A 14,170-nucleotide genomic window follows, 5' to 3' on the forward strand; every position below is an offset into this window, starting at 1 on the left:
GCTGGGGGCCCTGTCCCCCAATAGGTTCCAGCACCGCCCGGGCGGGCAAGGCTCCCACCCGCTGCGCCACCGACCTCGGGTAGTTGGTGGAGCAGCCCAGTGGGGCCATACCCGTGCCGGAGATCTCGAACTGCCGCAATCCCAGGACGGTGTCGACCGCCCCGGCCACCGCGGTGGGCGCCCCGGTATCCGCGAGTGCCGCGCGGGCGGCGGCCGTGGCGAGTTCCACCGACGACATCCCGCGGTACCCCGGGTCGTCGATCCGCTCGGTGAACTGGCCGACGCCGACGAGGACCGGCGTCCGTGAACTCACCAGGGCTTCACCAAGGAATCACAGGCTTCTCAGGATTTCCCGGGCCAGTTCCGCGGTGGCCGACGGGGTCTTGCCGACCTTGACGCCGGCCGCCTCCAGGGCTTCCTTCTTGGCCGCCGCGGTACCCGACGATCCGGACACGATGGCGCCGGCGTGACCCATGGTCTTGCCCTCCGGCGCGGTGAAGCCCGCGACGTAGCCGACGACCGGCTTGGTGACGTTGGCCTTGATGTAGTCGGCCGCGCGCTCCTCGGCGTCGCCGCCGATCTCGCCGATCATCACGATGAGCTTGGTCTCCGGGTCCTTCTCGAAGGCTGCGATGGCGTCGATGTGGGTGGTGCCGATCACCGGGTCGCCACCGATGCCGATGGCGGTGGAGAAGCCGAAATCCCGCAATTCATACATCATCTGGTAGGTCAGAGTGCCGGACTTCGACACCAGGCCGATTGGCCCCTTGCCGGTAATGGTGGCCGGAGTGATGCCGACCAGCGCCTCCTCGGGGGTGATGATGCCCGGGCAGTTCGGGCCGATGATGCGAGTCTTCTTGCCGTGGTCGACGTTGTAGGCCCACGCATAGGCGGTGTCCTGCACCGGGATTCCCTCGGTGATGACCACCAGCAGCGGGATCTCGGCATCGATGGCCTCGATGATGGCGTCCTTGGCGAACTGCGGCGGGACGAAGGCGATCGACACATCGGCGCCGGTCTTGGCCATGGCCTCGGCGACCGAACCGAACACCGGCAGCTCGACGTCATTGCCCACAGCGTCCTTGTGCGACACCGTCGTTCCGGCCTTGCGGGCGTTGACGCCGCCGACCACCTGGGTACCGGCCTTGAGCATCAGCGCGGTGTGCTTGGTGCCCTCACCGCCGGTGATGCCCTGAACGATGACTTTGGAGTCCTTATTGAGGAAGATCGACATGGTTCAGGCGTCCTTTCCGGCCGCGGCGGCCAGCTCAGCGGCTTTGTCGGCGCCGGAGTCCATGGTCTCGGCGAGCGTGACGAGCGGGTGGTTGGCCTGCGCGAGAATGCGCCGGCCCTCCTCGACGGCATTACCGTCCAGTCGGACCACCAGTGGCTTATTGGCGTCGCCACCGAGCATCTGCAGCGCCTTGACGATTCCGTTGGCCACCGCATCGCAGGCGGTGATACCGCCGAAGACGTTGACGAAGACGCTCTTGACCTGCTTGTCGCCGAGGATCACGTCGAGGCCGGCAGCCATCACCTCGGCTGAGGCGCCGCCGCCGATATCGAGGAAGTTGGCAGGCTTGACGCCGCCGTGGTTCTCACCGGCATAGGCCACCACGTCCAGCGTGGACATGACCAGGCCGGCACCGTTTCCGATGACGCCGACCTCGCCGTCGAGCTTGACGTAGTTCAGATCGTGCTGCTTGGCCTTGAGTTCCAGCGGATCGGTGGCGTCGGAATCCTCGAACTGAGCGTGATCGGGGTGACGGAAGTCGGCGTTGCTGTCCAGGGTGACCTTGCCGTCCAGTGCCAGGATCTGGTCGTCGGGGGTGCGCACCAGCGGGTTCACCTCGACCAGGGTGGCGTCCTCGCCGACGAAGACCTCCCACAGCTTGGCGATCGTCACCGCGGCGGCGTCGAGCACCTCGGCGGGCAGATGGCCCTGCTCGGCGATCTTGCGCGCGAACGCCACGTCGACTCCCTTCGTGGCGTCGACGGGAACCTTGGCCAGGCGCTCCGGCTTGGTTGCGGCCACCTCCTCGATCTCCATACCGCCCTCCACCGAGCACATGGCCAGATAGGTGCGGTTCGCACGGTCGAGCAGGAAGGAGATGTAGTACTCCTCGGCGATGTCGCTGGCCTCGGCAACCAGCAGCTTCTTCACGACGTGGCCTTTGATGTCCAGGCCCAAGATGTTCGAGGCATAGGTATAGGCGTCTTCGGGGGTCGCGGCGTACTTCACCCCGCCCGCCTTCCCGCGTCCTCCGGTCTTGACCTGAGCCTTCACCATCACCGGCCGGCCGATCTCCTCGGCGATCGCCTTGGCGTCATCAGCGGAGGTGGTGACCCGCCCCGGAGTGCTGGGCACGTTGTGCTTGGCGAACAGTTCCTTCGCCTGGTACTCGAAAAGATCCATGGGCTTCCTGCTGGGCTCTCTACTAGGTCTGTAGTTCGACGCGGTGTTTTTGTTTGTCGCAGTCGCTCTGTGGGAACTGTAACCACAGGCGAAGGGCCCTATCGCTCCGCCCTGGACAACCAAATGACCGACACCGGGTCGACGTGACGGATGTCACATCCCCCGGCGATATCCCTGCATGGGTTGCGACCCGGCCGTCATTTTGGTTACCGTCTCTCCGGTCTAGATAACGCTTTGGTCACGGACTTTGAGGACTGGTTTTGACGCAGCTAAGGACGGCACCCACCTCTGCGACGCATGCGCGGGTGGCTGATACCACCCCCGCAACCCCCTCGTCGCTGGAGCTCACGGACATGTCCGATGTCGAGGACTTGACCCCATTGCTCGAGGTCCCGGCCAAATTCGCCGCTCTCAGCAGCCGCGCCGAGCGGCCGATGTTCAACAGCACCGAGGACACCGACCTTCTTCCGCGCACACCCGCGCACCGCCGTCAGCCCACCAGCGCGGCCAAGGGCCGTGCGCTGATTGCCGCGATGGCCGCCGGTGCTGCCGCAGCTGCGGCGTACACCATGGTCACGCCGGAGGACGAGAGCACCACCCGCACCGTCCTGGCGTCGGAGAAGACCCCGCTGGACTCGACGGACCACCTGACCCGCGGCGCTGAGCTGGTGTCGGTGAAGCCGATCGCCAACGTGTTCGTGCACGCCGAGGAGCAGGCCCGCGGCGCGGCCTATGCCGCCGAGCGCGCTGAGCGGGAGGCCCGGCTGCAGCGTCCGCTGTTCGCCCTGCCGACCCACGGCATCTTCACCTCCGGCTGGGGCATGCGGTGGGGCGCCCTGCACGACGGCGTCGACCTGGCCGGCCCGATCGGTACCCCCATCTACGCCGCTTCCGACGGCGTCGTTATCGACGCGGGTTACACCAACTCCGGATACGGCGCCTGGGTCAAACTTCGCCACGCCGACGGCACTGTGACCCGCTACGGCCACATCAACGACTGGAGCGTCTCGATCGGCCAGCGGGTGTTCGCCGGCGACCAGATCGCCACCATCGGCAACCGCGGCAACTCCACCGGTCCGCACCTGCACTTCACGGTGCTGCTCGGCGGCGTGAACCCCACCGACCCGGTGCCGTGGCTGGCTGCGCGCGGCATCAGCGTCGGCCCCTACACGGGCTAGTTCCGCAGAACCGATTTCTCCGGCTGGCCCGGCACACGACTGAAGGGGCTGGACATGAAGGGTTTCGTCGGCAACGTCGAGAAACTCACCGAGGAGAACAACGACTTCCGCCGCGTTCTCTACACCGGGCACAACCTCCAACTCGTCCTGATGGCACTTCAGCCTGGTGACGAGATCGGCGAGGAGGTCCACGACGACGTCGACCAGTTCTTCCGCATCGAAACCGGCGAAGGCGAAGTCTGGATCGACGGCACGCGTAACCCGGTGAAGGCCGACGACGGGATCGTCGTTCCACAGGGCGCCCGACACAATGTCGTGAACAGCGGCAGGGAAACGTTGCGGCTCTACACCATCTATAGCCCGCCCGAGCACATCGACGGGACGGTCCATGTCACGCGTGCGGATGCGTTGGCCGCGCACGAGCATTTCGACGGCAAGACCACCGAATAGGTCTACAGCTTCTGCAGCGGCGCGTGATTGTGCATCAACTTCACCCGACCGGCGCTGCCGAAGTCGATCAGTGACATCGCGGCCTCGCCCACTCCGGAAACCTCTTCGACCCGCCCCAGCCCGTACTTGTCGTGGTTGACGCGGTCGCCGGGGGCCAGCACGATCAGCGGCTTCTTGCCCGCGCCGGAGCGCATCGGGGCGGGCCGCGCGGTCTGCTGGAATGACCCGAACCTCCCCGCGACCGGCGCGCTGAGCCCCATCCCCGGCCCCGGATCGGTGCGGCGCCAGTCGATGAGCTCCTCGGGAATCTCGCGCAGGAAGCGCGACTCCGGATTGAGCATCGGCTGACCCCACGACGAGCGGATCTTGGCCCGGCTCAGATACAGCCGCTGCCGGGCGCGGGTGATCCCGACGTAGGCCAGCCGACGCTCCTCGGACAGCTCGGTGGGATCGCCCAGCGCCCGCATGTGGGGAAACATGCCGTCCTCCCAGCCGGTGACGAACACGACCGGGAACTCCAGGCCCTTGGCGGTGTGCAACGTCATCAGGGTGACCACGCCGGAATCGTTCTCGGGGATGTCGTCGGAGTCGGCGACCAGGGATACCCGCTCCAGGAATTCGGCCAGTATCCCCGCCTGGGGCAGATCCTCGTCGAGATCGCCGTCCGCTTCTTCTTCTGCGGCCAGCGCCGCGGCGTTGGCGCGGTCGATGCTGAATTCGTGGGCGACGCTGACCAATTCGTTGAGGTTGTCCAGCCGGGCGAGATCCTGCGGATCGTTGGACGACTCCAGTTCCCGGCGGTAGCCGGTACGGTCCAGCACGGCCTCGACAAGGTCGCCGAGCTCGACTTCACCACTCGGGTCGAGCCGGCCGCGCAGTTCGTCGAGCAGTTCGACGAACCCGGCGATCGCCTTCTCCGCGCGGGTGTTCAGCATCGGCACCCGACCTTCGGCGGCGGCGATGAGCGCGTCGGCGAAAGTGCAGCCGGTGTTCTCGGCGTACACGGCCACGCACGCCTCGGCGCGGTCGCCGATCCCCCGGCGGGGCGTGTTGAGGATGCGCCGCAGGCTCACCGCGTCGCCCGGGTTGTCCAGCACCCGCAGGTAGGCGACGATGTCGCGGATCTCTTTGCGCTCGTAGAATCGGACGCCGCCGACCACCTTGTAGGGAATGCCGGCGCGGATGAAAACCTCCTCCAGCGCCCGCGAGGAGTTGTTGGTCCGGTAGAACACCGCGACGTCGTTGTAGGAGTACTTGGCAGGAGCCCCGTGCGCCTTTTCGGCGAGGGTGTCGATCTCACCGGCGACGAAGCGGGCTTCGTCGTGCTCGTTGTCGGCGACGTAGCCGACGATCAGCTCGCCGTCGCCGGCGTCGGTCCACAGCCGCTTCTCCCGGCGGCCGGTGTTGCGGGCGATCACCGAGTTGGCCGCCGACAGGATGGTCTGAGTGGAGCGGTAGTTCTGCTCGAGCAGGATCGTGGTGGCGTCTGCGAAGTCCCGCTCGAAGTCCTCGATGTTGCGGATGGTCGCGCCACGGAAGGCGTAGATCGACTGGTCGGCGTCGCCCACCACGCACAGCTCCGCCGGCGGCACGCTGTCGGTGTCCAGCGCGGCTACCCCGACCAATTCCCGCACCAGGACGTACTGGGCGTGGTTGGTGTCCTGATACTCGTCGACCAGGATGTGTCGGAACCGGCGCCGGTAGTACTGGGCGATCTGCGGGTGGCGCTGCAGCACCGCCACCGTCTCGCCGATGAGGTCGTCGAAGTCGAAGGCGTTGGCCGCACCCAGCCGGCGCTGATATTCGGCGTAGACCTCGGCGGTGATGCGGGTCAGTTCGTCGGAGCTGTCATCCAGGGCCGCGGCGGCCTGTTCAGGGCCGATCAGTTCGTTCTTCAGGTTGGAGATCGAGGTACCCAGCAGCCGCGGCGAGTAGCGCTTGACGTCGATGCCCATGTCGCGGCCGATCATCAACAGCAGCCGGCGGGAGTCGTCGGCGTCGTAGATCGAGAAGTTGGAGTTGCGCCCGGGCAGCAGCGAGGCCTGGTTGCGCAGGATCCGCACGCAGGTGGAGTGGAACGTCGACACCCACATGTTCACCGCACGCCGGCCCACTAGATCTGCCACCCGCTCTCGCATCTCGGCGGCGGCCTTGTTGGTGAAGGTGATGGCCAGGATCTGGCCCGGGCCGACGTCGCGGGCGGCCAGCAGGTAGGCGATCCGGCGGGTGAGGACGGCCGTCTTACCCGATCCGGCCCCGGCCACGATCAGCAGCGGGGCTCCCTCGTGCAGCACCGCCTGACGCTGCTGGGGGTTGAGCCCGTCGAGCAGTGCTTCCAGGCCCAAGGGGTCCCCGGGACCCGCGCTGAAACCGGCACTGTAATCGGTGACCTGCAGACTCATGACCAGACCAACTTACCGCTGCGCGGGGACAGCTCTTTGCGTCGGCGCGCCACCGGATGGCACACTCTTGTCTGTGCAGCTGAGGCGATTTTTTTACGGGTACCGGTCCCCGGTGCCCGTGGAGGCCTAGCTGCTGAAATTCCCAGAGCCCCGCGGTCCGCATCGGCGATCCGGGGCTCCTCTCTATATATATATGAGAACCCCTCCAGATCGGGATCAGCGGAATGACACCACAACCCCCACCCGAGGAGAGCGACGACATGACCACCGAACAGATCGCCGACATCGACGCCCTGCGCGGCGAAATCGACCGCCTCGACGCCGAGATACTGGCCGCGGTCAAGCGCCGCACCGAGGTCTCCCAGGAGATCGGCAAGGCGCGGATGGCCTCCGGCGGCACCAGGTTGGTGCACAGCCGCGAGATGAAGGTTATCGAGCGCTACAGCGAACTCGGCCCGGACGGCAAGGACCTGGCGGTGCTGCTGTTGCGCATGGGCCGCGGCCGGCTCGGGCACTAGGCGCCGGGCATCGGGCACAGCCGTTTCGGGCACTAGGCGCCGAGATTGCGCTCAGGCAGACGCGCCGCGGCTGTCGCCTGCCTGAGTGCAATGTCGGCGGACCAGACCTACTTCGTCAGGGCGATGTACTTCACGTCGAGGTACTCATCGATGCCCTCGATCCCGCCCTCGCGGCCGAAACCGGATTCCTTGACCCCGCCGAACGGGGCGGCCGGGTCGGAGATCACACCTCGATTCACCCCGACCATGCCGGCGTTGACCGACTCCGCCACCCGCAACGCGCGATCCAGCGACTGGGTGAAGATGTAGGCCGCCAGCCCGTATTCGGTGTCGTTGGCCGCCGCGATGCCCTGCTCCTCGGTGTCGAATCCGACGATCGGCGCGACGGGTCCAAACACCTCTTCCTTGAGGATGCGGGCGTTCGGCGGAACGTCGGTGAGCACGGTGGCCGGATAGAAGTTGCCCGGCCCGCCGGGCGCCTGTCCGCCGAGCGCGAGCGTCGCGCCCTTGGCCACCGCGTCGTCGACCAACTCCTGCACGGTCTGCACCTGCTTGGGATTCACCAGCGGACCCAGCTTGGCCGAGGGATCCAGGCCGTTGCCGATGGTCAGTTCGCCCATCTTCCTGACGAACTTCTCGGTGAATTCCTCCAGCAGCGAGCTGGCGACGTACAGCCGATTCGCCGCGGTGCACGCCTCGCCGCCGTTGCGCATCTTCGCGAGCATCGCGCCGTCCACAGCGGCGTCGACGTCGGCGTCGTCGAACACCACGAACGGCGCGTTGCCGCCGAGCTCCATCGAGGTGCGCAACAGCGCATCGGCGGACTGCTTCACCAGGGCCTTGCCCACCCCTGTCGATCCGGTGAAGGTCAGCTTGCGCAACCGGCCGTCGTCGATGAGTGCGGTGGTGACCTCCCGAGGCTGATTGCTCGGCAGCACCGACAGCACGCCCTTGGGCAGCCCGGCGTCATCGATCAGCTTGGCCAGCAGCAGCATGGTGAGCGGCGTCTCCTGCGCGGGCTTGACGATCATCGTGCAGCCGGCGGCCAGCGCCGGACCGATCTTGCGAGTTCCCATGGCCAGCGGGAAGTTCCACGGGGTGATGGCGTAGCAGGGTCCGACCGCTTGCTTGGTGACGACGATCCGCCCGGTGCCGGCCGGGCTCGGGGTGAACCGCCCGCCGATGCGGACGGCTTCCTCGGCGAACCAGCGGAAGAACTCGGCGCCGTATTTGACCTCGCCGAGGCTTTCGGCGACGACCTTGCCCATCTCCAGCGTCATCAGCACGGCGATGTCGTCGGCGCGCGCGATGATGGTCTCGAAGACCGACCGCAGGATCTCGCCGCGCTCCCGGGCCGGCGTGGCCGCCCATTCCTGCTGCACCGCGCATGCGGCGTCCAAGGCAGCGATGGCATCGGCGGCGCCGGCGTTGGCCACCGAGGTCAGCACCTCGTCGGTGGCCGGGTTGAGCACGTCGAAGGTCGACGACGCTGCCCGCTCCTCACCGCCGATCCACAGTCCGGTCGGAACCGAAGCCAGCACGCGCGCAACGTCGGGGGACGCACCAGGGATAGACCCAGAGATAGACATAGCTCCAATCATGTACACCGTTGCGCGTTCGTGCGCATAGGGTCTGGAGAATGAGCGCCGAGACCGCGGATATCACCGCCACCGCTGCTTGGTCAGCGCTTATTGAGCATCATCAGCAGATCGCCGACACGCACCTGCGACAGTTCTTCGCCGACGACCCGGACCGCGGCCGCGAACTGACGCTGAACGTCGGTGACCTCTATATCGACTACAGCAAGCACCGGGTGACCCGGCAGACGCTGACGCTGCTGACCGACCTTGCCCGCGCCGCCGACCTGGAGCAGCGCCGCGACGCCATGCTCGCCGGCGAGCGGATCAACACCTCCGAGGGCAGGTCGGTGTTGCACACCGCGCTTCGGCTGCCGCGAGATGCCGCGTGCGAAGTCGACGGCCAGAACGTAGTCGCCGACGTGCACGCCGTCCTCGACGCGATGGGCGAATTCACCGACCGACTGCGCGACGGCCAGTGGACCGGAGCCACCGGCAAGCGGATCCAGACCGTCGTCAATATCGGCATCGGCGGCTCCGATCTCGGACCGGCGATGGCGTACCAGGCGTTGCGGCACTACGCCGACGCCGGAATCACGGCTCGTTTCGTGTCCAATGTGGATCCGGCCGACCTGGTGGCAAAGCTGGACGGAATCGATTCGGCCACAACGCTTTTCATCGTCGCATCGAAGACCTTCACCACCCTGGAGACGCTGACCAACGCCACCGCCGCCCGCCGTTGGCTCACCGACGCGCTCGGCGACGAAGCGGTGGCCAAGCACTTCGTGGCGGTGTCGACCAACAAGAAGCTGGTCGAGGAATTCGGCATCGACAGCGCCAACATGTTCGGCTTCTGGGACTGGGTCGGCGGCCGGTACTCGGTGGACTCGGCGATCGGGCTGGCGCTGATGGCGGTGATCGGCCGCGAAGCGTTCGCCGACTTCCTGTCCGGCATGCACATCGTCGACCAGCACTTCGCCACCGCGCCGCTGGAGTCCAACGCGCCGGCGCTGCTCGGTCTGATCGGACTGTGGTACTCCAACTTCTTCGGCGCCGAAACCCGTGCGGTGCTGCCCTATTCGAATGACCTGGCCCGGTTCGCCGCCTACCTGCAGCAGCTGACCATGGAGTCCAACGGCAAGTCGGTGCGCGCCGACGGCAGCCCGGTGACCACCGCCACCGGCGAAATCTTCTGGGGCGAACCGGGAACCAACGGCCAGCACGCGTTCTACCAACTGCTGCACCAGGGCACCCGGATGGTGCCGGCGGACTTCATCGGCCTCTCCCAGCCGACCGACGACCTGCCCACCGCCGACGGCACGGGCAGCATGCACGACCTGCTGATGAGCAACTACTTCGCCCAGACTCAGGTGCTGGCGTTCGGCAAGACCGTCGAGGAGATCACCGCCGAGGGAACACTGCCGGAGTTGGCCCCGCACAAGGTGATGCCGGGCAACAAGCCGACCACCTCGATCCTGGCGACCCGGCTGACGCCGTCGGTGCTGGGGCAGTTGATCGCCCTTTACGAGCACCAGGTCTTCACCGAGGGTGTCATCTGGGGCATCGACTCCTTCGATCAGTGGGGTGTGGAGCTGGGCAAGACGCAAGCGAAGGCGCTGCTGCCGGTGATCACCGAGGACGCCTCGCCGCCTGCGCAGTCCGACAGCTCCACCGATGCGCTGGTGCGCCGCTACCGGACCGAGAGAGGCCGGACGGCCTAGCTTTCGCGCCGCGTCGCGGGAACCACCTAGGCGAAGGGCGTGGTGAACCGCGGCGGCAGCACCTTCAGCATGGCCACCAGCGGCGCCCACGGCCAGCCCGGAACGATGGCCCGGCCGCATTCGCGTTCGATGGCGTCGACCATCTTGGCCACACCGGTCTCGTTGTCCAACATCAGCATGGTCTTGGCGGTCTTGGCAGTCATCTCCGACTCGATGTAGCCGGGCTCGATCACCGTGACTCGGATTGGGCCCGAGGCGTATTCGGCCCGCAGCGACTCCCCCAGCGACGACAGCCCGGCCTTGCTGGCGGCATAGGCCGCTTTCACCCCGCCGACGCCCTTGTTGCCCAGCACGCTGGAGATCAGCACCAGGTGCCCGTAGCCCTGCTTCTTGAAGATCTCCAGGGCCGCCTCGATCTGCACCAGCGCGGATACCAGGTTGGTTTCGATGGTTGCCTTGTTGGCCCACACCTTCCCGCTGCCCAGCGGTGCGCCCTTGCCGATGCCGGCATTGACGATCACCCGGTCCAGCCCGCCGATCTCGGCGGCCAGTGCGGCGAAGACCTCGGGCACCCGTTCGTGGTCGTTGACGTCCAGTTCGGCGAACGCGACGGTGATGTCTGGATAATGCTGCAGCAGATCGGATTTGAGTTGCTCGAGGCGGTCGGTGCGACGCGCGCACAGCGCCAGGTCCCGACCCTTGGCCGCGAACGCCCACGCCATTCCGGCACCTAAGCCGGAACTTGCACCAGTGATGAGGATGCTGTGTCTGATTCTCTGGGGCCGTCTGGTCATTTGAGCAACCTCGACATCCGTCGGTCGGCGAGCACCTTGCCGCCGGTCTGACACCCCGGACAGTACTGAAAGGACTTGTCCGCGAACGACACCTCCCGCACGGTGTCGCCGCACTCCGGGCACGGCAGACCGGTGCGGGCGTGCACTCCCATCCCGGATCGCTTCTCGCCCTTCAACGTCGCCGCCTGCTGGCCGACCGAACGTGCGACGGCGTCACCGAGGATCGCCGCCATGGCGGCGTGCAGCGCGTCGGTCTGCGCGCGGGTGAGTTTGGCCGCCGTCGCGAACGGCGAGAGCTTGGCGGCGTGCAGGATCTCGTCGCTGTAGGCGTTGCCGATGCCGGCGATCACCGACTGGTCGGTCAGCACGGTCTTGATCCGCCCGCTGTTATGCCCCAGCAGTTCGGCGAACTCATCGACCGTGACGCTCAGCGCATCCGGGCCCAGCCCGGCGATCCCCGGAACGGCCGCCGGATCGGTGACCAGCCAGACGGCGAGACGCTTCTGGGTGCCGGCTTCGGTGAGGTCGAAGCCTGCGCCGGATTCCAGATGGACCCGCAGCGCGATCGGTCCCTTACCCGGCTTGATCGGCGCCGGGTTCGGCGCGTCCGACCAACGCAACCAGCCGGCCCTGGACAGGTGGGTGATGAGGTGCAAGTCCCCGGCCTGCAGCCCCAGGTACTTGCCCCAGCGGTGGGCGGCGGTGACGGTGCGGCCATGCAGCGCCGCAATGGGCGGGTCGAAGGTCTTCAGCGCCGACAGCGACGCCAGGTCCACCCGTTTGACCGTCGCGCCGACCGCGTGCCGGCGCAGGTGATCCGCCAGTGCCTCGACCTCCGGGAGTTCGGGCATGCGACCGGGCCGTTCAGCCCAACGCACGCTCGGCGCTGCGGAACGGCCCCGACAGCAACCAGCCGACGATCGACAGCAGGATGGCGCCCCAGATCGCGGTCCACCAGAACCGGTCGATGTGCAAGCCCCAGTGGGTGGTGTGGTCGGTGATCCAGGAGGTGATCCACAGCATCAGGGCGTTGATCACCACGTGGAAGAGCCCGAGCGTGAGGATGTACAGCGGAATCGACAGCAGTTGGACGATCGGCTTGATGAACGCGTTCACCAGGCCGAAGATGACGGCGACGACGAAGATGATGCCGACCTTCTGCATCGTCGTCTCGCCGCCGACGAAGCTGATGCCCGGGACGACCAGCGTCACCAGCCACAGCGCCAGGCCGGTGAATCCGGCGCGAACCAGAAAAGAGCCCATGGGCTCGATCATGTCACGCGCGCAATAGGTAGGTGTCCATGATCCAGCCGTGCCGGGCCCGAGCGTCGGCGCGCACCCCCGCGATGTGCTCACCGACCTCGCCCACCGTGCCCGCCACCAGGATCTCGTCCGAGGTTCCCAGGTAGGCGCCCCACCAGATCCGGGTCTGCGGAGCGCAGCCCAGGAACGCGCAGTCGCCATCGAGCATCACCACCGCCGAGCCGGCCAGGCCACCGTGTCTCAGCGCCTCGCGCAGCCGCCGTCCGGTGGTGATCAGCACCGGCTCGCCGACGTCGTTGAGCGGGATGCGGTGTCGCGCGGTGAGCGCCTGGACGGCGGTGATCCCGGGAATCACGTCGTAGCTCAGCGCGACGTGCCGTGCCACCTCGTCGAGGATCCGCAGGGTGCTGTCGTAGAGCGACGGATCCCCCCACGCCAGGAATGCGCCGACGCCGTCCGGGGCGAGTTCGGACTCGATCGCTTCGGCCCACAGCCGCGCCCGGGCGGTGTGCCAGTCCGCCACGGCACCGGCGTAGTCGGCGCGCGAGTCGCGGATCGGGTCGGGCAGCTCGACGAAGCGATAGCCCGGCGCGGTGATGAAACGCCGGCAGATCTCCTTGCGCAGCGCGACGAGATCGCTCTTGGCTTCGCCCTTATCCATGGCGAAGAACACCTGGGTGTCGTTGAGTGCTCGGATCGCTTGCGCGGTGACGTAATCCGGGTCGCCGGCGCCGATGCCGATGACATGAATCGTGCGCACTAGACCGCGCTCCGTTGCCGTGGCCGCAGCGCCCACCGGCCCAGCAGGGCAACCGCGAAGCAGGCCCCGACCGCACCGGAGATCAGCAGCGGCAATCGGCCGTCCGCGCCCCAGAGCAGGCCGGCCCAGACTCCGGCGATCAGTACGGCGAACCCGCTGCCGCCCTGGAACACTCCCTGGGCGGTGGCTTGCTGCCCCGGCCCGGCCAGTGCGGACACCCACGCCTTGCCGACTCCGTCCGTGCAGGCGGTGAACAGCCCGTAGACCCCGATCAGCACCCAGGCGGTCACCGAGTCGGTGGTGAGTCCCAGCCCGATGTAGCCGATGGCGAAGAACACCAGGCCCAGGCCGAATACCGCCGAGCGGGGCATCCGGTCGGAGAGCAGCCCGGCCGGAAAGCTGCCTAGGGCGTACACCAGGTTGTAGGTGACGTAGGCCAGGATCACCATCGCCACGCTGAAGCCGATCTCGTTGAGCCGCAACAACAACAGCGCGTCGGGGAAGTTCACCAGGCCGAAGCCGACCACCACGGCGGCCACCCGCCAGAACCGCCTCGGCAGATCGCGCATACCTGCCAGAATCGGCTGGCGGGCCGGCCGCGGGCCGGTACGCGGACGTTCGCGCACTAGGACAAGCAGTAGCACCGACAGCACCGCCGGCACGATGGCGACCAGCAGCAGCGGTTTGATCTGGTGGTCGAGCAGCTCGTAGCCCAGCAGGCCGATGAGCGGCCCGACGACCGCGCCGAAGGTGTCCATGGTCCGGTGGAAGCCGAAAACCTTTCCGCGGTCGGCGGGTTCGAGCCCTTCGACCAGCAGCGCGTCGCGCGGGACGCCGCGGATGCCCTTGCCGAGCCGGTCCACCACCCGCCCCGCCAGGACACCCGGCCATGCCACAGCGATCGCGACGATCACCTTGCCCAGCGCGGCCATGCCGTATCCGGTGGCGATCAGCGGGCGTTTGGCGAACCGGTCGCCGAGCGGGCCGACACCGATCTTGGTCAGCGAGGCCGCGCCCTCGGCCGCGCCTTCGACGGCGCCGACCACCGAAGGCGGGGCACCAAGCACCGTGGTCAGGTAGATGGGCAGCAG

13 protein-coding genes and 2 pseudogenes are annotated in these 14,170 nt (G+C 67.4%); 4 read left to right on the top strand and 11 right to left on the bottom strand.

Annotation, left to right across the window (positions count from 1 at the left end; genetic code table 11):
• The 3 genes and pseudogenes from ADBZ6I_RS09975 to sucC form a co-directional block, all read right to left on the bottom strand.
• Positions 1-313, bottom strand: a pseudogene (locus ADBZ6I_RS09975) (acetyl-CoA acetyltransferase); the annotation flags it as partial.
• Between the two features lie 18 nt (positions 314-331).
• Positions 332-1,234: a succinate--CoA ligase subunit alpha gene (gene sucD / locus ADBZ6I_RS09980; protein WP_526383328.1), complete on the bottom strand. Its 903-nt coding sequence runs from the start codon at positions 1,232-1,234 to the stop codon at positions 332-334.
• Between the two features lie 3 nt (positions 1,235-1,237).
• Positions 1,238-2,416 (bottom strand): ADP-forming succinate--CoA ligase subunit beta, encoded by a 1,179-nt coding sequence (gene sucC / locus ADBZ6I_RS09985; protein WP_526383330.1) that lies wholly within the window; start codon positions 2,414-2,416, stop codon positions 1,238-1,240.
• A 305-nt stretch (positions 2,417-2,721) separates the two neighbouring features.
• On the opposite strand from sucC, the gene ADBZ6I_RS09990 reads away from it, so the two are divergent.
• Complete coding sequence (locus tag ADBZ6I_RS09990) at positions 2,722-3,594, top strand: M23 family metallopeptidase (RefSeq protein ID WP_526383332.1); 873 nt, start codon at positions 2,722-2,724, stop codon at positions 3,592-3,594.
• A gap of 54 nt (positions 3,595-3,648) precedes the next feature.
• Positions 3,649-4,044 carry a cupin domain-containing protein gene (locus tag ADBZ6I_RS09995; RefSeq protein WP_526383334.1) on the top strand — a complete coding sequence of 132 codons (396 nt, stop codon included), beginning with the start codon at positions 3,649-3,651 and terminating at the stop codon, positions 4,042-4,044.
• A 2-nt stretch (positions 4,045-4,046) separates the two neighbouring features.
• Here the strand turns inward: ADBZ6I_RS09995 and ADBZ6I_RS10000 are convergent, their stop codons facing one another.
• The gene (locus ADBZ6I_RS10000) at positions 4,047-6,446 is read right to left on the bottom strand and encodes a UvrD-helicase domain-containing protein (RefSeq protein WP_526383336.1); all 2,400 of its coding nucleotides are present in this window, start codon (positions 6,444-6,446) and stop codon (positions 4,047-4,049) included.
• 224 nt (positions 6,447-6,670) lie between these two features.
• Between ADBZ6I_RS10000 and ADBZ6I_RS10005 the strand changes: the two genes are divergently transcribed.
• The gene (locus ADBZ6I_RS10005; protein ID WP_526383338.1) at positions 6,671-6,964 is read left to right on the top strand and encodes a chorismate mutase; all 294 of its coding nucleotides are present in this window, start codon (positions 6,671-6,673) and stop codon (positions 6,962-6,964) included.
• A gap of 107 nt (positions 6,965-7,071) precedes the next feature.
• Here ADBZ6I_RS10005 and ADBZ6I_RS10010 read toward each other — a convergent pair whose 3' ends face one another.
• Entirely contained in the window at positions 7,072-8,553 is a 1,482-nt protein-coding gene (locus ADBZ6I_RS10010) for an NAD-dependent succinate-semialdehyde dehydrogenase (RefSeq protein WP_526383340.1), read from the bottom strand.
• A gap of 50 nt (positions 8,554-8,603) precedes the next feature.
• On the opposite strand from ADBZ6I_RS10010, the gene pgi reads away from it, so the two are divergent.
• A complete protein-coding gene (pgi, locus tag ADBZ6I_RS10015) occupies positions 8,604-10,262 on the top strand; it encodes a glucose-6-phosphate isomerase (protein ID WP_526383342.1) in 1,659 nt (552 codons plus the stop codon).
• A 26-nt stretch (positions 10,263-10,288) separates the two neighbouring features.
• On the opposite strand, the gene ADBZ6I_RS10020 is transcribed toward pgi, so the two are convergent.
• From ADBZ6I_RS10020 to ADBZ6I_RS10045, 6 genes and pseudogenes are all read right to left on the bottom strand, one after another.
• On the bottom strand, positions 10,289-11,056 hold the full coding sequence (locus ADBZ6I_RS10020; RefSeq protein WP_526383344.1) for an SDR family oxidoreductase: 768 nt from the start codon (positions 11,054-11,056) through the stop codon (positions 10,289-10,291).
• Positions 11,053-11,511, bottom strand: coding sequence for a zinc finger domain-containing protein (locus ADBZ6I_RS10025; protein WP_526383352.1), 459 nt, complete (start codon positions 11,509-11,511; stop codon positions 11,053-11,055). Before ADBZ6I_RS10025 ends, ADBZ6I_RS10020 begins: the two co-directional genes overlap by 4 nt.
• 99 nt (positions 11,512-11,610) lie before the next feature.
• Positions 11,611-11,907: pseudogene (locus ADBZ6I_RS10030) on the bottom strand (DNA-formamidopyrimidine glycosylase family protein); the annotation flags it as partial.
• Between the two features lie 13 nt (positions 11,908-11,920).
• A complete protein-coding gene (locus ADBZ6I_RS10035) occupies positions 11,921-12,319 on the bottom strand; it encodes a phage holin family protein (RefSeq protein ID WP_526383346.1) in 399 nt (132 codons plus the stop codon).
• A gap of 13 nt (positions 12,320-12,332) precedes the next feature.
• On the bottom strand, positions 12,333-13,079 hold the full coding sequence (gene cobF / locus ADBZ6I_RS10040) for a precorrin-6A synthase (deacetylating) (RefSeq protein ID WP_526383348.1): 747 nt from the start codon (positions 13,077-13,079) through the stop codon (positions 12,333-12,335).
• On the bottom strand, positions 13,079-14,170 hold a 1,092-nt coding region (locus tag ADBZ6I_RS10045; RefSeq protein ID WP_526383350.1), incomplete at its 5' end, for an MFS transporter. The genes ADBZ6I_RS10045 and cobF, both read right to left, overlap by 1 nt.

It is taken from the genome of Mycobacterium sp. (assembly GCF_044342925.1).
In the GTDB taxonomy this organism is placed as follows: Bacteria; Actinomycetota; Actinomycetes; order Mycobacteriales; family Mycobacteriaceae; genus Mycobacterium.

Coding starts and splice junctions, on each gene's coding strand:
- ADBZ6I_RS10035 (WP_526383346.1), bottom strand. CDS start 12,319: ATGGGCTCTTTTCTGGTTCGCGCCGGATTCACCGGCCTGGCGCTGTGG.
- ADBZ6I_RS10010 (WP_526383340.1), bottom strand. CDS start 8,553: ATGTCTATCTCTGGGTCTATCCCTGGTGCGTCCCCCGACGTTGCGCGC.
- ADBZ6I_RS10020 (WP_526383344.1), bottom strand. CDS start 11,056: ATGACCAGACGGCCCCAGAGAATCAGACACAGCATCCTCATCACTGGT.
- pgi (WP_526383342.1), top strand. CDS start 8,604: ATGAGCGCCGAGACCGCGGATATCACCGCCACCGCTGCTTGGTCAGCG.
- ADBZ6I_RS10005 (WP_526383338.1), top strand. CDS start 6,671: ATGACACCACAACCCCCACCCGAGGAGAGCGACGACATGACCACCGAA.
- sucD (WP_526383328.1), bottom strand. CDS start 1,234: ATGTCGATCTTCCTCAATAAGGACTCCAAAGTCATCGTTCAGGGCATC.
- ADBZ6I_RS10000 (WP_526383336.1), bottom strand. CDS start 6,446: ATGAGTCTGCAGGTCACCGATTACAGTGCCGGTTTCAGCGCGGGTCCC.
- sucC (WP_526383330.1), bottom strand. CDS start 2,416: ATGGATCTTTTCGAGTACCAGGCGAAGGAACTGTTCGCCAAGCACAAC.
- ADBZ6I_RS09995 (WP_526383334.1), top strand. CDS start 3,649: ATGAAGGGTTTCGTCGGCAACGTCGAGAAACTCACCGAGGAGAACAAC.